This is a genomic window from Mycobacterium sp. IS-1556, from assembly GCF_001499985.1.
GTDB lineage: Bacteria > Actinomycetota > Actinomycetes > Mycobacteriales > Mycobacteriaceae > Mycobacterium.
Genome location: NZ_LQIM01000023.1, coordinates 57,590 through 75,373 on the forward strand (window position 1 = coordinate 57,590; position 17,784 = coordinate 75,373).

General features: G+C 67.1%; 15 protein-coding genes. 10 read left to right on the plus strand and 5 right to left on the minus strand.

Annotation, left to right across the window (positions count from 1 at the left end):
* Window positions 1-22: 22 nt before the first annotated feature.
* From AU187_RS13930 to AU187_RS13950, 5 genes are read right to left on the minus strand one after another with little or no spacing between them, the layout of a single operon-like run.
* Window positions 23-1,498 (minus strand): acyl-CoA synthetase, encoded by a 1,476-nt coding sequence (locus tag AU187_RS13930; protein WP_059098444.1) that lies wholly within the window; start codon window positions 1,496-1,498, stop codon window positions 23-25.
* The gene (locus AU187_RS13935; protein WP_059098443.1) at window positions 1,495-2,271 is read right to left on the minus strand and encodes an SDR family NAD(P)-dependent oxidoreductase; all 777 of its coding nucleotides are present in this window, start codon (window positions 2,269-2,271) and stop codon (window positions 1,495-1,497) included. Before AU187_RS13935 ends, AU187_RS13930 begins: the two co-directional genes overlap by 4 nt.
* Before the next feature lie 20 nt (window positions 2,272-2,291).
* On the minus strand, window positions 2,292-3,836 hold the full coding sequence (locus AU187_RS13940) for an AMP-binding protein (RefSeq protein ID WP_059098182.1): 1,545 nt from the start codon (window positions 3,834-3,836) through the stop codon (window positions 2,292-2,294).
* A gap of 9 nt (window positions 3,837-3,845) precedes the next feature.
* Window positions 3,846-4,580 carry a GntR family transcriptional regulator gene (locus AU187_RS13945; RefSeq protein WP_059098181.1) on the minus strand — a complete coding sequence of 245 codons (735 nt, stop codon included), beginning with the start codon at window positions 4,578-4,580 and terminating at the stop codon, window positions 3,846-3,848.
* Window positions 4,577-6,184, minus strand: coding sequence for a Vgb family protein (locus tag AU187_RS13950; RefSeq protein ID WP_059098180.1), 1,608 nt, complete (start codon window positions 6,182-6,184; stop codon window positions 4,577-4,579). Before AU187_RS13950 ends, AU187_RS13945 begins: the two co-directional genes overlap by 4 nt.
* 138 nt (window positions 6,185-6,322) lie before the next feature.
* On the opposite strand from AU187_RS13950, the gene AU187_RS13955 reads away from it, so the two are divergent.
* The 10 genes from AU187_RS13955 (at window position 6,323) to AU187_RS14000 (ending at window position 17,774) form a co-directional block, all read left to right on the plus strand.
* The gene (locus AU187_RS13955) at window positions 6,323-7,168 is read left to right on the plus strand and encodes an SDR family NAD(P)-dependent oxidoreductase (RefSeq protein ID WP_059098179.1); all 846 of its coding nucleotides are present in this window, start codon (window positions 6,323-6,325) and stop codon (window positions 7,166-7,168) included.
* 76 nt (window positions 7,169-7,244) lie between these two features.
* Window positions 7,245-8,561, plus strand: a complete 1,317-nt coding sequence (locus tag AU187_RS13960; RefSeq protein ID WP_156425510.1) for an aromatic ring-hydroxylating oxygenase subunit alpha — start codon at window positions 7,245-7,247, stop codon at window positions 8,559-8,561.
* Between the two features lie 3 nt (window positions 8,562-8,564).
* Window positions 8,565-10,409: a flavin-containing monooxygenase gene (locus AU187_RS13965; RefSeq protein WP_059098177.1), complete on the plus strand. Its 1,845-nt coding sequence runs from the start codon at window positions 8,565-8,567 to the stop codon at window positions 10,407-10,409.
* A gap of 75 nt (window positions 10,410-10,484) precedes the next feature.
* Window positions 10,485-11,408 (plus strand): SDR family NAD(P)-dependent oxidoreductase, encoded by a 924-nt coding sequence (locus tag AU187_RS13970; protein ID WP_059098176.1) that lies wholly within the window; start codon window positions 10,485-10,487, stop codon window positions 11,406-11,408.
* Window positions 11,401-12,558: a CaiB/BaiF CoA transferase family protein gene (locus tag AU187_RS13975; protein ID WP_059098175.1), complete on the plus strand. Its 1,158-nt coding sequence runs from the start codon at window positions 11,401-11,403 to the stop codon at window positions 12,556-12,558. The genes AU187_RS13970 and AU187_RS13975 overlap by 8 nt, the downstream gene beginning before the upstream one ends.
* A gap of 3 nt (window positions 12,559-12,561) precedes the next feature.
* Entirely contained in the window at window positions 12,562-13,728 is a 1,167-nt protein-coding gene (locus AU187_RS13980) for an acyl-CoA dehydrogenase family protein (protein ID WP_059098174.1), read from the plus strand.
* 5 nt (window positions 13,729-13,733) lie between these two features.
* On the plus strand, window positions 13,734-14,651 hold the full coding sequence (locus tag AU187_RS13985; RefSeq protein ID WP_059098442.1) for an acyl-CoA dehydrogenase family protein: 918 nt from the start codon (window positions 13,734-13,736) through the stop codon (window positions 14,649-14,651).
* The gene (locus AU187_RS13990; RefSeq protein WP_059098173.1) at window positions 14,648-15,568 is read left to right on the plus strand and encodes a Gfo/Idh/MocA family protein; all 921 of its coding nucleotides are present in this window, start codon (window positions 14,648-14,650) and stop codon (window positions 15,566-15,568) included. Before AU187_RS13985 ends, AU187_RS13990 begins: the two co-directional genes overlap by 4 nt.
* Before the next feature lie 20 nt (window positions 15,569-15,588).
* On the plus strand, window positions 15,589-16,818 hold the full coding sequence (locus AU187_RS13995; protein WP_059098172.1) for an acyl-CoA dehydrogenase family protein: 1,230 nt from the start codon (window positions 15,589-15,591) through the stop codon (window positions 16,816-16,818).
* Window positions 16,818-17,774 (plus strand): acyl-CoA dehydrogenase family protein, encoded by a 957-nt coding sequence (locus tag AU187_RS14000; protein WP_059098171.1) that lies wholly within the window; start codon window positions 16,818-16,820, stop codon window positions 17,772-17,774. The genes AU187_RS13995 and AU187_RS14000 overlap by 1 nt, the downstream gene beginning before the upstream one ends.
* The last annotated feature ends 10 nt before the right edge of the window (window positions 17,775-17,784 follow it).

The window sequence follows — 17,784 nt, forward strand, 5'->3', positions numbered from 1 at the left end:
GGCGATGACGACGCGCATGCGTCTATCTCAGCCGTTCCCGCAACGCGCGCTTGAGCACCTTGCCGTAGCTGTTCTTCGGCAGTTCGTCGATGAACTCGTAGCGCTTCGGGCGTTTGAACCGGGCGATCCGCTCGAGAAGGTGCGCATCGAGTTCGTCGGCCGGCACGTCGCCGACGATGAACGCCACGACGACCTCGCCCCACTCCTCGTCGGGCGCGCCGACCACGCCGGCCTCGACGACGCCCGGATGCTCGAGCAGCACTTCCTCCACCTCGCGCGGGTAGATGTTGCTACCGCCGCTGATCACGACGTCCTTCGACCGGTCACGCAGCGTAAGAAAGCCCCGGTCGTCGAACGATCCCATGTCGCCGGTGCGCAGCCAGCCGTCCTGCAGCGTGGTGGCCGTCGCCGCCGGGTTGTTCCAATAGCCGGACATGACAACGTCACCGCGACAGACGATCTCGCCGATCTCACCGGCCGCGGCCGGTGTTCCGTCGGCCCGCAGCACCGCGACGTCCACGCCGGAGCGCGCATACCCGACGGATCCCAGCACCGCATCGTCGGCCCACCCGTCACCGGCGAGGTGATCGCGCCGGCGCAGTCCGGTGATCGTCATCGGCGCTTCGCCCTGGCCGTACAGCTGCACGAAGATGGGACCGAACGCCGCCATCGCCTTCTTCAGGCTCTCGACGTACATCGGGCCGCCGCCGTAGACGATCGTCTGCAGGTTTTGTGGACGGGCGCGCCCGGTCTGCACCAGGCGTTGCACCATGGTGGGCGCCAGGAACGCGCTGCAGCCGGGATGGTGTTCGCACAGGTCAAGAAACTCATCCGGCTCGAAGAGCCCCGTTTCCGGTATCACCTGGCGCGCCGCGCGCAGCACGTACGGCGGGATGTACAGTCCCGAACCGTGCGACATCGGCGCACCGTGCACCAGGGCGCAGTTCTCGTCGGGCGAGTCGAAGTCAGCCAGATGCGACACCGTCAAGGCCATCAGGTTGCGGTGCGACAGCATCGCGCCCTTGGACTTACCGGTGGTCCCGCTGGTGTAGAACAACCACGCCAGCAACTCCGGGTCGGTGGAACGCGGCGGCGTCAACGGCTCTGCGGTAAAACGGCTTTCATAGCTGTCGGTGCCGATGACGTCGATCGGCACTCCGGTTTCCGGTGCGAGCACCGAGGCGATCTTCGGTGACGCGAACACCTGCGTCGCGCCGGAATCGTCCAAGATCTGCACCATCTCGCGAGGATGCAGTTTGTAGTTCACGGGCACGTAGACGCATTCGGCCGCCCACACCCCGAACATCAGCTCGATGATCTGCGGCCGGTTCTCGCTCGCGACGGCGATGCGGGCGCCGGGTGCGCCGAGCGAGGCGGCCACGCGCAGTGACCGCTCCCGCAGCTGCGCCCACGTCTGAAGTTGCCGCTCACCGTGATACACCGCGCCGCGCTCGCCGAAGCGGCTCGCCGACTGATCGAGCAGCGAGAACAGGTTCAACTCTTCACCCATTCCGAGTTGAGGGCGAAGTCCGACAGGTATTTGGTCGACGTCCAGCCGCCGTCCACGACGATCTCCTGTCCGTTGATGAAGCTCGCGCCCTCCGAACACAGGAACGCCACCGTGCTCGCGATGTCGTTGACCTCGCCCAGCCTCGGATACGGTGTCATCTCGGTGTTGATCTTGCGGAACCGCGAATCCTCCAGACGCGTCGCGACCATCGGCGTCAGGGTCACCCCGGGTGCGACGGCGTTGCACCGGATGCCTTGCGGCCCATACTGACACGCGATATGCCTGGTCAGGGAAGTCAGCCCGCCCTTGGCGGCCGAGTACGCGCCACCCCGCAGACCTCCCACGACCGAGAAGGTAGAGGTGATGTTGATTATCGCCGACCCGGGCTCCATGTGGCCGACCACCTCGCGTGCCATCCGGAACGGCGCCCGCAGCATCAAACCCAGGAAATAGTCGAGTGATTCGTCGTCGGTCTCGTGCAGCGGTTTCGGGCTCCCGACACCGGCGTTGTTGATCAGGAAGTCGATGCGGCCCCACCGGTCCAGCGCGGTCTGCACGATGCGGTGCGGCGCCTCGTCGGCGGTGAGATCGACCGCGACGGTGGCGACGCGTTCGCGGTCGCCGATCGCCTTCTCCAGTCCGGACAGCCGATCCTCGTCGCGTCCGGTGCCCACGATCGCCATTCCGGCCTCGGCCAACTTGGTCGCGCAGCCGAAGCCGATACCGCTGCTGGCGCCCGTCACGATCGCTACCTGAACCATTTCGCTCCTCGCGTCCGCGGTCATGTCAGTGCCGCTCGAATCTGGTGCTTCAACACTTTCCCGGCGTCGTTCTTCGGCAAAGCGTCCCAAACCACGACCTGCTCAGGCGCTTTGAACCGCGCGACGCCATGGTCCTCCAAAAGCGCCCGCATGGCCGCCACATCGGGGGGCGCCTGACCGCCTGCGACGACGACGGCGCAGGCCCGCTCACCGGTGCGATCGTCGGGCACTCCGACGATCGCGATCTCCGCGATCCCAGGATGGCCGATGAGGATGTCCTCGACCTCCTTGGGCGAGATGTTCTCGCCGTTGCGGATGATGATGTCCTTGGCGCGGCCCGTGACGACGAGATATCCGTCGTCGACCCAGCGGCCGAGATCTCCTGTGCGGAAATAGCCTTCGTCGTCGAAGGCGGCCGTCTCGTCCTCCAGGTGCAGATAGCCGACGAGCATCTGCGCGCCACGCGCGCGGATCTCGCCGTCGACCAGCCTGACATCCGCGATGCCCGGCCTGCCGTCGGTGTCGGCGGCATGGTCGGCGTCTTCCAGCGAGCCGACCGTGGTCACCGGAACCTCGGTCGAACCGTAGACGCGCGACACCGCCGCCGTCTCGAAATATCCGGTGGCCGTGCGGATCAGCGACGGGGGCACCGACGCGCCCCCGCAGATGAACACCCTCAGGTCGGGCAACCGGGTGTCGGCGCGCTGCGTAGCCGAGAGCAAGCCGTCGAGAAACGGCGTGGCGCCGGCCATGTGGGTGACGCGCTCGGCGAGCATCAACGCGACCGCGGCATCCGGATCCCAGCGTTCCATCAGCACGGCGGTGCTGCCCAGTAGCAGCGGGCACTCGAACGCGTAGATCGATCCGCCGATATGCGCGATCGGTGACGGCACCAGGAACGTGTCGCCATCCACGACGTGCCAGTGTTCGCCGATCTGACGGATCAGCGCATGAAGCGAGTTGTGGGTGTGCAGCACGCCTTTCGGGCGACCGGTGGTGCCGGAGGTGTAGAGGATCATCCGCACCGTGTCGGCGTTCAACACCGGCAGCACGGCAGCGCCCGGGCCACCGCACAGGGCGCCGTACGAGGTGTGACGGCCCGCATCGCCGCGCACGACGATCACCTCCGGCGGTGCGGCAATCGCGGCGGTGACCCGGTCGAGCATCGCGACATAGTCGTGTTTGTTGAACGTCGACGGCACGAAGATCGCCCGGGAGTCGGCGTCGCTCAGGATGAACGACAGTTCCCGGTCGCGCAGCGAGGGCAGGATCGGGTTGACCACCATCCCGGCCAGCGTGGCACCGAGATAGATGACGGCCGCTTCGTGCCAGTTCGGCAACATGAATGACACCACGCTGCCCGCGGGCATCCGCGACATCAGCGTCTGCGCCAACGCGGCGGCCCGGTCGTGAAGTTGCCTGCAGGTGAGCCGGATGTCGCCGTCCACCAACACGATCCGGTCGGGCGTCGACGCGGCGGCGTCGCGCAACGAGTCGGCCAGCGTGTCGTGCACCCACAGCCCGCGCCGGTACGCATCGGCGGTGCGGTGCTCGTCGACCCTCACGGTTGCCGCCTACCCCTTGACCCGGCGCATCGTCATCGAGTGGCGGTACCGCGACGACGGGTGAGTGTTGAGGGTGACCTGCGCGACCTCGCCGTCCGAGGTCTTGTACGTCCTGCGCATCTCCAGCGCGGCACTGCCCGCGTCGACCTTGAGCGCGTCGGCCAGTTGCGGCGTGACCGTCACCGCCGCCATCTCCTGGTGCACTTCGACGATGCTGACCCCGAACAAATCCTCGATCAGCGGGAAGATCGGGCCGGAATGCCGTTGCAGCAGGCGCCCGACCGCGGCGAACGCGCGGTTGATGTAGTACTCCGTCGTGCAGACCGGTGCGTCGCTGCCCTCGGCCTGCCGGCACCCCCGCACCGCGAGCCATTGCGAACCGGCCTGCAGGCCGGTGCGGGCGGCCAGTTCGTCGTCGATGGTGACCATCGCGTTGGACTCGATCGTGAGCTGCGCACCCGCCGCGAACGCCAGCAGGTCATTGATCGAAACCACATCTTGGGCATAGGAATTGGACGCCGGGCGGGGGACCACCAGCGTTCCCGCCCGCGGCCGCGACGCGACGAGGTTGTCCTCGCGCAATCGCCGCAGCGCTTCGCGGATGGTGTACCGGCTGACCGCGAACCGCTCGCATAACTGCTGTTCAGTGGGCAACTGCGAGCCCACCGGGTAGATGCCGTCGACGATCTCCTTGCGCAACGTGCGTGCGACCTGCAGATAGCGATGGTCAGTGGGGGCGGTCATGTCCGTCGCAGCGCGAGCACGCTGCCCTCGCCGTCGGCCGACACGTACAGTGTGCCGTCACCTCCGACGGTGATACCCGCGAACGGCCCCTGCGGTCCCGAGAACGGCGGCATTCCCTTGAGCGGCTTGGGCTCCACACCCGGCGGCGGACCCACCGGCAGATCCGAGGCGATCGTCGTGCGCACGTGGGTGTTCAAGTCGACCGCGACAACCTCCTTGGCGCCGGCGTCGACGATGTAGAGCACGCCGTCGGCGACCGCGATGCCCTGCGGCCGCTGCAACCCGTCCACCACAGTCTCGACGGCGCCGGAAACCGATACCACGCGACCTGCGCCCGACTCCGCGGCCAGCGGACGGCCCGCCGGGTCGAACGCGACACCAACCGGGTCCTTCAATCCCGAGGCCAACACTTCGGTGTTGCCCGCACGCAGCGCGTGCACACGGCCGGTGCCGAGTTCGGCGAACACGATGGTGTCGTCGGCCCCGAGGGCCACACCGTAGAGCTGATCGAAACCATCTGCCAGGTAATCGGTTTCGCCGTCGGCGGGGCGGTACCGCGCAATCTGGCCGCCCGACGTGGCGACGACGAAGACTCCCGCCCCGGCGGGAGCCAGCCCGCGGAGGAAGCCGGGATAGCCGGGGGAGAACAGCATTCCGACCGTCTGCAGTGACCCGTCGGCGTCGACGCGGTAGAAGTAGGTGCCGTCGGCGACGTAGAGGTTGCCGTCGCTCACCGCGAGGTCCAGCGGCCAGTTCAGACCGCCGGCAAGCAGTGTGCGGGTTTCGCCGCCGCCGAGGACTTCGGTGATCTCACCGGTGAAGTTCGAGGCGAAGAGCCGATCGCCGACGAAGGTGAGGTTGTCGAGTCCCGGGTTGAGCTGTGCGAGGACGGTTTTCTCGCCGTTGCGCGGATCGATGCGCAGCACCTGACCGCTGGCGACCTGCGTGGAGACGATCCGGCCCTGGGAGTCGAACTTCAGCGCGTCGGGGACACCGAGGTCGGCGGCGACCCGCTGCCGCTCACCGCCCGCAGGATCGATGCGCCAGATCTCGTTGGCCGTCATCAACGGGTAGTACAGCAACCCGTCGGGACCCACCTCCATCGCGTTCGGCGACGGCAGGTTCTCCAGCAGGATGCGTTCGGCGCCGCTGCTGCGGTCGAGTTCCATCAGCCGACCGCCTTCGCGGCACTCGTTGATGAACAACCGGTCCTGATGCACGGTGATGCCGTTGGCGCACGGCAGGTCGTCACGCAGCACCCGGGTGCGGCCGCCGGTGTCGCGGACGCTGACCCGCCCGTCCATCACCTCGGTCGCATACAGGTTGCCGTCGGAGTCGAACGCGACGTCGTCCGGCGCGACGATGTCACCGCCCTTGGCGCTGACCGTGTCTACCGCGCCGGTGCCGAGGTCGAGTGCGCTGATCTGGCTGCCCGTCACCTGGGCGATGTAGACGCGCCCGTCGGGACCCGTGCGCAGCCCGTTCGCGCCGAACAGCCGGCTGGGAGCGGTCACGCGATCGATCCGCCAGCCCGCGGCAGCGGCCGGAACTGCGCCCGGCGAGTAACGGGTGTCCTGCTGTGAGCTCGTCGCGGATGGTGTCATGACCTCGCACGCTAGCAAGCTCGCCTAGTCCAGACAATAGGCAAGACAAACTGCTCGGCGACCCTTGACTAGCCGATTCACGCTGGGGAATAGTGTTCTGCAACATGGAGAGCACCATTTATTGTCCGGACAAATAGCATGGGCGACCTTCTGAGCCTGGACGGGCGCATCGTCGTGGTCTCGGGCGCGGGCGGCGGCGGCATCGGCACCACCGTGACTCGGATGGCGGCCGAGGCCGGTGCCACGGTCGTCGCCGTGAGCCGGTCGAAGGAGAACCTCGACGAACACGTCGCGCCGCTGGCCGCGCAGGGTTTGCCGGTCGTGCCCGTGGCCGCCGACGCGTCCACCGACGACGGCATCGCGACCGTGATCGACCACGTCCGTCACACCGACGGCGACCTCTACGGGTTGGTGAACATCGCGGGCGGGGCAGCGCCGGCGACCTGGATGCCCTCGACGCGCGTGACCCGTGATGACTGGCGCGCGCTGTTCGCGGCGAACCTCGAGACCTCGTTCTTCATGAGCCAGGCGGTGAGTCGGGAACTGCGCAGCCTTGGCCTGAAGGGGTCCATCGTCTCGGTTTCTTCGATCAGCGGGATGAACACCGCGCCATTCCACATCGCCTACGGAACGGCCAAAGCTGCGATCGTCGCCATGACCCGCTCCATGGCCGCCGAGCTCGCGTCCGACAACATCCGCATCAACGCCGTCGCGCCCGGTGTGACCGAAACCGCCGCGTCGGCCACCTACGTCGACACGGACCCCGATCGCGACCGCCGGGCGATCGCGATGGGCAGACGCGGCCGGCCCGAGGAACAGGCGGGCGCGATCCTGTTCCTGCTGTCCGATCTGTCCAGCTACATCACCGGTCAGACGCTGCTCGTCGACGGCGGTCTGAACCTGAAATGGACGCATCTCGGCGCCGACAACACCTCGCTGTTCCTCAAGGACGAGAACTTCCGCGCAGAGATCAGCCGGTTCTAAGGAGTTCACCGTGACCCATACAGATGCCCGCGCGACCGACGCGCAAGTCGGAGTGCCAGAAGAGCTTTCGGAACCCATGACCATCAGCGTGGACGCCTACGTCTCGGAGGACTACGCCCGCGCCGAGCGCGACAAGCTGTGGCGCAAGGTGTGGCAGCAGGTCGGCCGTGTCGAGGAAATTCCCGAGGTCGGCAGCTACCTCACCTACGACATCCTCGACGACTCGATCATCATCGTACGAACGGGCGCCAATGAATTCGCGGCACATCACAACGTGTGCATGCACCGCGGCCGCCGCCTGGTCGACACACCTGACGGCGCGAAGAACGCTGTCGGACGGGCGCGCAAGTCGTTCGTATGCGGATTCCACGGCTGGACATACGGTCTCGACGGGGCGTGCACCCACATTCGTGAGCAGGACGACTGGAAGGGCGCGCTGACGCCGGACAACACCCATCTCGTCCCCGTCCAGGTCGACACCTGGGGCGGTTGGCTGTTCATCAACATGGACCCCGACTGTGAGCCGTTGGCGGACTTCCTCTTCCCGGCCGCGAAGATCCTCGACCCGTTCGGCCTGGAGAACATGCGCTACAAGTGGCGCAAGTGGCTGTATTTCGACTGCAACTGGAAAGTCGCGATGGAGGCCTTCAACGAGACCTACCACGTCTTCACCACGCATCCGGAGTTCAACAAGTTCGGCGAGTTCAAGGGTTGGGCCAAGGCGCAGGGCAAGCACAGCAACATCGGCTACGACGCGCCCAAGGGCCTGGACGAGACCAAGTCCAAGATCCGGCTCGGGACCGGCGACCCGCGTATCTCCACCGCCGAGATGCAGGTCTACACAATGGAAGAGACCAACGCCACCACCACCCAGACACTGGTGAACGCGGCGAAGCGACTGGTCGACGAACTGCCCGAGGGCACGCCCGCCGACGAGGTGCTGCAGCACTGGCTGGCCTCCGCGCGGCGCGACGACGAGGCCCGCGGCGTCATCTGGCCCACCATTCCGCCCGACATCCTCGGCCAGAGCGGTACCGCGTGGCAGATCTTCCCGAACTTCCAGGTCGGCCAGGGGTTGACCAGCGCGCTGTGCTACAGCGCCCGGCCGCACCCGAGCTACGACCCGAACAAGTGCATCTTCGAGGTCGCCACCTACGAGCTGTACCCGAAAGGCAAAGAGCCCCAGACGGAGTGGCAGTACACCCCGAAGGAGAGCCCCAACTGGCTATCGGTGCTACCCCAGGACTTCTCGAACATGGCCGCGGTGCAACAGGGCATGAAATCGCTCGGCTTCCCCGGCACCAGACCCAACCCCTACCGTGAGCGCAGCACCGTGAACCTTCACTACCAACTGTCCAAGTACATGGGCACCGGCGAACCGAGAGAGCTCTAGACAATGACAATGTTCGACACCTGCGGCCCCACGCAGACGCCTGACGACATCGACATCGACGCGCTGCGGGAAAAGTACGCCCAAGAGCGGGCCAAAAGGCTTCGGCCCGAGGGCTCCAAGCAGTACGTCGAGTTGTCCGACGACTTCGCCGGCTACTACGAGGTGGATCCCTACACCCCCGTCGCGCCGCGTGATCCGATCACCGAGGACATCGATGTCGCGGTGCTCGGCGGCGGCTTCGGCGGGCTGCTGTCGGCGGCGCATCTGAAGAAGGCCGGTGTCGAGGACGTCCGCATCATCGAGCTGGGCGGCGACTTCGGTGGTGTCTGGTACTGGAACCGCTATCCAGGAATCCAGTGCGACAACGAGTCCTACTGCTATATCCCGCTTCTGGAAGAGCTCGACTACATCCCGAGCAAGAAGTTCGCCGACGGCCCCGAGATCTACGAGCACTGCCGGCGCATCGGCAAGCACTTCGGCCTCTACGACTCGGCGATCTTCTCCACCCAGGTGCGCGACATGCGCTGGGACGAGGACGTCAAGCGCTGGCGTATCGCCACCAACCGCGGCGACGACATCCGGGCCCGGTTCGTCGTGCTGGCGTCGGGACCGTTCCACCGCCCCAAGCTGCCGGGCATTCCGGGCATGAAGGACTTCAAGGGGCACAGCTTCCACTCGTCGCGCTGGGATTACGACTACACCGGCGGCGACTTCACCGGGGGCATGGACAAGCTCGCCGACAAACGCGTCGCGATCATCGGCACCGGCGCCACCAGCATTCAGGTGGTGCCGTTCCTGGCCCGAGATGCCCAGCACCTGTACGTGTTCCAGCGCACGCCATCGACGGTCGATGCACGCAACAACGCGCCGACCGACCCCGAGTGGGTCAAGACGCTGCAGCCCGGCTGGCAGAAGGAGCGGCAGCGAAACTTCCACTCGTGGACGTTCGAGGGGATGGCGCTCGGCCAGCCGGACCTGGTGTGCGACTTCTGGACCGAGCTCGGCCGCAACACCGCCGCGCGCGTCCTGTCGCTCGAAGACCCGGCCTCGTTGACGCCGGAACAGTTCATGGCGATCCGTGAGGAAGAGGACTACAAGATCATGGAGCGGCTGCGCCGCCGGATCGCCGAGATCGTCGACGATGACGACACTGCCGAGTCGCTGAAGCCCTACTACCGGTTCCTGTGCAAGCGGCCGCTGTCCAACGACGACTACCTGCCGACCTTCAACCGGCCCAACGTCACGCTGGTCGATGTCTCCGATTCCAAGGGCGTCGAACGGATCACCGAGAAGGGCCTGATCGCCAACGGTCAGGAGTACGAGGTCGACTGCATCATCTACGCCAGCGGCTTCGAGATCACCACCGAGATCAGCAGGCGCTACTCGATCGATGCGATCGAAGGACGCGAGGGGGCGTCGCTGTATGACTACTGGCGCGACGGCTACAAGACGCTGCACGGCATGACGAGCCGCGGCTTTCCCAACCAGTTCTTCACCGGCTTCACCCAGGTCGGCATCTCGGCCAACATCGCGGCCAATTACGAACTGCAGGGCGAGCACATCGCTTACATCATCGCCGAGGCGCTCAAGCGCGGAGCGACGGTCGTGGAGCCGACGCCCGAAGCGCAGGACGACTGGTGCAAGACCATCCGCGAATCCGCTGTCGACAACTCGGCTTTCGACGCGTCCTGCACGCCCGGCTACTACAACAACGAAGGCGGCGGCGGGGGCGAAGGCATCCGTTCGCATCTCGGCGAGCCCTACGGCCCCGGTTTCTACGCGTTCGGCGACTTGCTCAAGGAGTGGCGCGACAAGGGTGATCTCGATGGCCTGGAGTTGGGCACGTGACCCCTCGCTCGCGCCGAGTGCACGGTCGTTGCACATATTCTCGCGATTCCCGTACAAGAAGCGTGCAGTCGGCGAATGAGTGACCTTCGGTTCGACGGCCGCGTTGCGGTCGTGACGGGCGGCGGCAGGGGACTGGGCCGCGAGTACGCCATGCTGTTGGCGGCGCGGGGCGCCAAGGTCGTTGTCAACGATCCGGGTGCGAGCCTCGTCGGCGACGGCTCCGATGCCACCCCCGCCACGGACGTTGTCGCCGAGATCACCGCTGCCGGTGGGGAAGCCGTCGTCAGCACCGACTCGGTGGCCACTCCCGCGGGTGGCAAGGCGATCATCGACACCGCCATCGAGCATTACGGGCGCATCGACATCCTGGTCCACAACGCCGGCATCGTCCGTCGCGCCCCGCTGGCGGAGATGAGCTACGACGACTTCGAAGCCGTGCTCGACGTCCATCTGCGCGGGGCGTTCCACGTCGTGCGCGCCGCATTCCCGGCGATGTGCGACGCCGGCTACGGCCGCATCGTACTGACATCCTCGATCGGCGGCCTGTACGGCAACCACGAGGTCGCGAACTATGCGGTCGCCAAGGCGGGCGTGCTCGGGCTGTCCAACGTCGCGGCCATGGAAGGCGCAGCGCACGGCGTCAGGAGCAACGTGATCGTGCCCGCCGCGGTCACCAGGATGGCCGAGGGCATCGACACCTCGGCGTATCCGCCGATGGGTGCCGACCTGGTGGCCCCCGCGGTGGGCTGGCTGGCGCACGAAACCTGTTCGATCACTGGAGAAATGCTGATCGCGCTGGCGGGCCGCATCGCGCGCGCTGCGGTCGTGGAAAGCCCGGGCGTGTATCGGCCGTCGTGGACGATCGAGGACGTCGGCGAACACATCGCCGCCATCCGCGACATGTCTGAGCCCGTGGTGTTCCCCGTCGTGCCCGACGGGCACAACGAGCACATCGGGTACAGCTTCGCGATGGCCCAGCGGGGAGCGATCCATGCCTAGCGGACCGCTGGCCGGCGTGCGCGTCGTGGACCTCACCGCGATGGTGATGGGCCCGTACTGCACGCAGATCATGGCCGACATGGGCGCAGACGTGATCAAAGTCGAACCGCCGCAGGGGGACAACACCCGCTTCATCTCGGTGGGGCCCGCACCCGGGATGAGCGGGGTGTTCGTCAACGTCAACCGCGGCAAGCGCAGCGTGGTGCTGGACTTGCAGACCGAGAGCGGCAAGGCCGCGATGCGCGCGCTGATCGAACAGGCCGACGTGTTCATCCACTCGATGCGCGCCAAGGCGATCGCCAAGCTGGGCTTCGGCTATGACGAGGTCGCGTCGATCAATCCGGCGATCGTCTACACGAACTGCTACGGCTACGGCCGCCGCGGACCCGATCGAGATCGGCCCGCCTATGACGACACCATCCAGGCCGAAGCCGGATTGCCCGCCGTGCAGCGGCAATTGACGGGTGAGGCCGACTTCGTCGGCACGATCATGGCCGATAAGGTGGCCGGACTGACCGCCCTGTATGCGACGACGATGGCGCTGTTCCATCGCGAGCGCACCGGAGAGGGGCAGGAGGTCGAGGTCGCCATGTTCGAGACGATGGCATCCTTCATGCTGGTCGAGCATGCCAACGGCGCCATGTTCGACCCCCCGCTCGGGCCCGCGGTGTACCCCCGCACGGTGGCGCCCAACCGCAGGCCCTACCGCACCAGCGACGGCTACATCGCCGCGCTGATCTACAACGACAAACACTGGAGAGCGTTCGTCGACGCGGTGCAGCCCGCGTGGAACAACGACACCTACGCCACGCTCGAACGACGGGCCCACAACATCGATGTGGTCTACGGGCTACTGGCCGAGACGATGAAAGAACGCACGACGGCCGAGTGGCTGGCGCTGTTCCGTGAACTCGAGATACCCGCGGCGCCGCTGAACACGCCCGACGCGCTGTTCGACAACGTCCACCTCAACGCGGTGGGGCTGTTCGAGACCGTCGACACTCCGCAGGGTCCCGTGCGGTTCCCCGGCGTGCCGACCTGGTTCTCCCGCACGCCGGGCAGGGTCGCCGGACCCGCCCCGGCTTTGGGCGCCGACACCGAGGCCGTGCTCGACGAACTCGGGCTCAACGCACCAGTGGAATCGGTCTAGGCCATGGACTTCGAGATGGGTCCCAAGGCCGCCGAGTTGCGACGTGAACTGCGCCGGCTGGTGAAAGAGCATGTCCCCGAGCATTATCTGGGTGCGTTCACCGATGACCCCGCCGATCTGGAGATCGCCCAACGGTTCTGCCGCATGCTCGCAGAACGCGAACTGCTGTGCCTGTCCTGGCCCAGGGAGTTCGGCGGCGGTGGCGCGTCAGTGTGGGAGCAGACCGTGGTGCGCGAGGAGATGTGGGCGCACCACGAACCGCGGGGCGCGCAATACATGGGCGTCAACTGGGTCGGCCCGATCATCATGCGCCACGGCACCGAAGAGCAGCAGCGCAAGCATCTTCCGCCGATCGCACGCGGTGAGGTGATCTGGTGTCAGGGGTTCTCCGAACCCGAGGCGGGCTCCGACCTGGCGTCGCTGCGCACCAGCGCCCGGCGCGATGGCGACGGTTGGCTGGTCAGCGGGCAGAAGATCTGGACGTCGTACGCGACGATGGCGCAGTGGTGCTTTCTGCTGGCGCGCACCTCTCGGGTGGGAGAAGGCGCAACGCAAAAGAAGCAACAGGGACTGACCATTTTCCTTGTGCCGATGGACGATCCGGCGATCCAGGTCCGGCCGATCCGCTGCATGATGGGCCCGCATCACCTCAACGAGGTGTTCTTCGACGACCTGCGCGTCACGGAAGCTGACGTGCTCGGAACCGTCGATGCCGGCTGGTCGATCGTGCAGGACGTGATGGCCTTCGAACGGGTCGGCATCGCGCGATACGCGCGCTGCGAACGGCTGCTCGCCGCGGCGCCCACCGTGCTCGGCGACCGCTGGAGCGACCTGCCCGCCGAGTTGCGCGGCCGGTGGATCCGGATGCTGACGCACTGCCGTCGCGCCCGGTTGATGGCCTATCGTGTGGTCTCGCTGCAGAGCAGCGGACGCATCCAGCCGGGCGATGCCGCCGCCTACCGAATTGCGGTCACCAAGCTGGACCAGGACAGCGCGGAAGTGCTGACGGACATCGCGGCCGAAGTGTCGCACGACGATTCGCACGCCAAGTGGTTCCTCGGCGAGGTCGAGGACCACTGGAAGTACTCGCAGGCCTCGACCGTCTCGTCGGGCAGCATCGAGATGCAGCGGATCCTGCTGTCCCGCGCGTTGTTGGCGGCGTCGAGATGAACGAAATGATGCTCGACCTGTCCGACGCCGCCAAAGAGTTCGGGCACGAGGTGCTTCGGGCATTCGAGGCGGCCGGCGGCGACCAGCTGGTGCAGCAGGCCGAGGCCAAACCGGGGGAGCGTGACTCGCTGGTCGGTGCGATCCTCAACGGGCTCGGTGCGTGGGAACTCGATGCGCGCAGCGACGCCGACGGCCTCGAAGCCGCCGCCGCGTTGTGTCGCAGTGCGGGCTACTGGGCGCTGCCCTATCCGGTCGCCGAGCGCTTGGCCGCCCCCACCGATCTCGACACCGACGGGCTGATCGTCGTGGCGGGCAGGCGACCATCGGCAGCCATAGCGGGTCTCGAAAGCCGCTGGACCGCAGTGACTCTCGACGGCGTACGCAGCGCCGTGACCGGGCTAGGCCCCACTGGCGCAGGCTTCGTCGCCGAAGTACAGACCGTCCACATCGATGACGACGGTGCCGCCGACGTCGCGCTTGCACTGGTGTTGCCGTGTTGGACGCTGCTCGGCATGCTCGACAGGGCGATCGAATTGACCATCGCACACGTCACCCTGCGCAAGCAGTTCGGCCAGCCGCTCTCGTCGTTCCAAGGTGTGCAGTTCCAGCTGACCGATGCCGACGTCGAGCGCAGCGGCCTGGACATCCTCGCCAAGTACGCGCTGTGGAGCGTCGGTACCGCACGGCCAGAGGCGCTCAACGACGCTCTGGCCCTCCGGATGTCGGCGCTCGAAGCCGCCGAAGTCGTGTTCCGGGTGTGCCACCAGTTGCACGGAGCGGTCGGCTTCTGTGACGAGACCACGCTGTCATGGCTGTCGCGGTACAGCCAGCCGTTGCGCCGGCTGCCGCTCGGCCTGTCCGCCACCCGTGACGAGCTGACCCGCAGGGCGGGCAGCGCGGGCCTGACGGGGTTGTACGCATGAAGGTTGCGGTGATCGGCACCGGCTTCGGCAAGCACGCGGCGGCGCCCGCGTACGCCGGTCTCGGATTCGATGTCGAGGTCGTCAGCCCGCGCGACGAAGCCGCGGTCAAGGCCGCGCTCGCCTCCGGCGTCGATCTGGTCTCCGTTCATTCGCCACCGTTCCTGCACCTCGAGCACGTCAGCGGCGCGATCGAGCAGGGCCGTGCGGTGTTGTGCGACAAGCCGTTCGGGCGTAACGCCGACGAGGCGGCGCTGATGCACGCGAGGGCTCGCGAGGCCGGTGTGCTGCACTTCCTCAACTTCGAGTTCCGGTTCAACGAGTCCTGGGCGCGGCTCAAGGAATTGGCCGACGGCGGAGCGATCGGAGCACCCCGGCACCTTCACTGGTCATTTTTCGGAAGCGGGCTGCGGGGCCGCAAGCACGGCTGGATCAACGACCGCGATCTCGGCGGCGGCTGGATCGGAGCCTACGGCTCACATCTCATCGACTTCACCCGCTGGTTGTTCGGCAGCGAGATCGCCGACTGCGGCGGCCTCACCCGCATCGACATCGAGGGCGCAACCGCCGAGGACAGCTACTCGGCGTGGTTCGCAATGACCAACGGCGCCACGGCAACCCACGACACGGGTTTCGCGGCCGCCGTGCCATCGCCACCGACGGTCACGCTGATCGGCAGCGAGGGCACCATCGAGCTGACCGCGGACACCACGCTCGTGTTGCGGCGGTCCGGTGCCGATCCGGAGACCGCCGAGTTCGCGGCGCCACCCCGGCGGTCGCCACCACCCGCGCTGGCGGCATACCTGGCCGGCGTCGGCGAGGCGTTGCGCACCGGCACTCAGATCGGCCCGTCCTTCGACGACGGCCTCGCCGTCGCACGCGCCATGGACCTGCTGCGGGCCAAGGCGGTGCGCGCATGACTCCCGCCGAAACTGAAGAAATGCACGAGAATCTGCCCAAAACAGCTGCACAAGCTCAGTTTCGGCAGATGGTGCGAGACTGGTGCGTCACCCACGTTCCCAAGGATTGGCGTGCCAGCCAAACCGGCGCGACCGACGACGAGTTCGTCGCATTCCAGAAGGCCTGGTTCGCCGAACTGCACGCCGCCGGCTTCGCGGTGCCGCACTGGCCGGCCGAGTGGGGCGGAGGCATGTCGGTGGCCGAGCAGGTGGTGCTGTATCAGGAGTTGGCCGCGCACGACGCGCCGCGACTGGTCCTCGCTTTCGTCGGCATTCATCACGCCGCGTCGACGCTGCTGGTCGCGGGTACCGAGGAGCAACGGCGCCGGCACCTTCCCGCGATCCTCGACGGCGAGATCTGGGTGCAGGGCTTCTCCGAACCCGAGGCCGGCTCCGACCTGGCGAGCCTGCGCACCACGGCCCGAAAGGAGGGCGACTGCTACGTCATCAACGGGCAGAAGCTCTGGGCCAGTGGCGGCAAACATGCCGATTGGTGCCTGCTGCTGGCCCGCACCGATCCGAATGCGCCCAAGCGCAAAGGCATCTCGTACTTCCTGCTCGACATGACCACGCCGGGGGTGGAGGTTCGGCCCATCCGCAACGCGGTCGGCGACTCGCACTTCTGCGAGATCTTCCTCAACGACGTCTCGATTCCGGCCGCCAACCTGGTCGGCGAGGAGAACGCCGGCTGGCAGGTCGCCCAGGCCACGCTCGGCGCTGAACGCGGCATGACGATGCTCGAACTCGCTGAGCGACTCGGCAATGCGGGATTCCGATGGCTGGCGCAAAGTGCGCCGGTCGACGACCCCGTGGTGGCCGACCGGCTCGCGCAGTTCGAGATCGAGATCACCGGCCTGCGCGGGCTGTGCCGAAAGCTGGTCGAGTCCGCCGAAAACCCAGAGCGCGGCGAACCAGGACCAGCGGACGCGTCGATCGTCAAACTGTTCTACAGCGAACTGCTGCAACGCATGACCGACTTCGGCGCGGAGATCGGCGGATTGGCCGCCCACACGGAATTGGCCAAGCCGATGTCGAGCGGTTGGGAGTCAGGCGCCTGGGTGCTCGACTTCGTCGGGTCCTGGGAGTGGACCATCCCCGGCGGTGCGAGCGAGATCCAGCGCACGATCATCGGCGAGCGAGGCCTCGGCCTGCCCCGGGAACCGATGCCCGAGCGGGACCTTGTGTTACCGCGAGAATCGGCTGGAGCCTGATGACCTCCGAATTCGCCGAGTTCCACGACGAACTGCGCTCCGTGGCGGGCGATCTGCTCGCCAAGGACCGCCGCGTGCCATGGTCGACATTGGTGGACGCGGGCTGGGTCGGGCTCGAGGTGCCCGAGCAGTTCGGTGGCGGCGGCGCATCGTTCGCCGAAACCGCCGTCGTCTGCGCGGAGATCGGCCGTGCCGCGAGCGCAACCAGCTACCTCGGTAGCGCGGTGCTGGCCGTCGGCACCCTGAACACGTTGCAGCCCAGCGATATCCGAGACAGCCTGCTCATTGATATTGCCAATGGCGACACCAGGGTGGCCGTCGCGCTCGGCCCGTACGACTTCGTGCCCGACGCCGAGGGCGCCGACCGGATCCTGATGGTGACCGACCGCGGTGTCGGCGTGACCGACGTACCGGCCGCGCCGCGGCCAGTGGTCGACGAGACACGCAGCCTGGCCGCGGTGCCGCCGGACGCACAGCTCATCGATCTGCTGCCGTTCGCCGGGGATCCCCATGCCGCAGTGCAGCGGCTACACGACCGCGCCGCCGTCGCGATCGCCTGCGACAGCCTCGGTCTGAGCGAGGCCATGCTCGACGCGACCGTCGGCTACACCAAGGTGCGCCACCAATTCGGCAGAGCCATCGGGTCATTCCAGGCCGTCAAGCACGCCTGCGCCGACATGCTGGTCGCCGTCGCGGTGTCCCGGCAACTCGTCGGCGCCGCCGTGCAATCCATCGCCGAGAACCGGTCCGACGCAGGCGTAGCCGCCTCGATGGCCAAGGCGCACGCCTGCGCGGCGGCCGTCGACATCGCCGGCAAGGCCATGCAACTGCACGGCGGCATCGGATACACGTGGGAGAGCGGAATCCACGTGTACCTGAAGCGCGCCGCGCTCAACCGTTCGCTGTTCGGCTCGCCGGCAGCACACCGTAGACGACTAGCACAACGCTATCTGTAGAGAAATCAAG

Bases quoted from the DNA above. Each gene is read 5' to 3' on its own strand.
- AU187_RS13935 (WP_059098443.1), bottom strand. From the start codon at position 2,271: ATGGTTCAGGTAGCGATCGTGACGGGCGCCAGCAGCGGTATCGGCTTC.
- AU187_RS13945 (WP_059098181.1), bottom strand. From the start codon at position 4,580: ATGACCGCCCCCACTGACCATCGCTATCTGCAGGTCGCACGCACGTTG.
- AU187_RS13950 (WP_059098180.1), bottom strand. From the start codon at position 6,184: ATGACACCATCCGCGACGAGCTCACAGCAGGACACCCGTTACTCGCCG.
- AU187_RS13955 (WP_059098179.1), top strand. From the start codon at position 6,323: ATGGGCGACCTTCTGAGCCTGGACGGGCGCATCGTCGTGGTCTCGGGC.
- AU187_RS13960 (WP_156425510.1), top strand. From the start codon at position 7,245: ATGACCATCAGCGTGGACGCCTACGTCTCGGAGGACTACGCCCGCGCC.
- AU187_RS13965 (WP_059098177.1), top strand. From the start codon at position 8,565: ATGACAATGTTCGACACCTGCGGCCCCACGCAGACGCCTGACGACATC.
- AU187_RS13970 (WP_059098176.1), top strand. From the start codon at position 10,485: ATGAGTGACCTTCGGTTCGACGGCCGCGTTGCGGTCGTGACGGGCGGC.
- AU187_RS13975 (WP_059098175.1), top strand. From the start codon at position 11,401: ATGCCTAGCGGACCGCTGGCCGGCGTGCGCGTCGTGGACCTCACCGCG.
- AU187_RS13980 (WP_059098174.1), top strand. From the start codon at position 12,562: ATGGACTTCGAGATGGGTCCCAAGGCCGCCGAGTTGCGACGTGAACTG.
- AU187_RS13985 (WP_059098442.1), top strand. From the start codon at position 13,734: ATGATGCTCGACCTGTCCGACGCCGCCAAAGAGTTCGGGCACGAGGTG.
- AU187_RS13990 (WP_059098173.1), top strand. From the start codon at position 14,648: ATGAAGGTTGCGGTGATCGGCACCGGCTTCGGCAAGCACGCGGCGGCG.
- AU187_RS13995 (WP_059098172.1), top strand. From the start codon at position 15,589: ATGCACGAGAATCTGCCCAAAACAGCTGCACAAGCTCAGTTTCGGCAG.
- AU187_RS14000 (WP_059098171.1), top strand. From the start codon at position 16,818: ATGACCTCCGAATTCGCCGAGTTCCACGACGAACTGCGCTCCGTGGCG.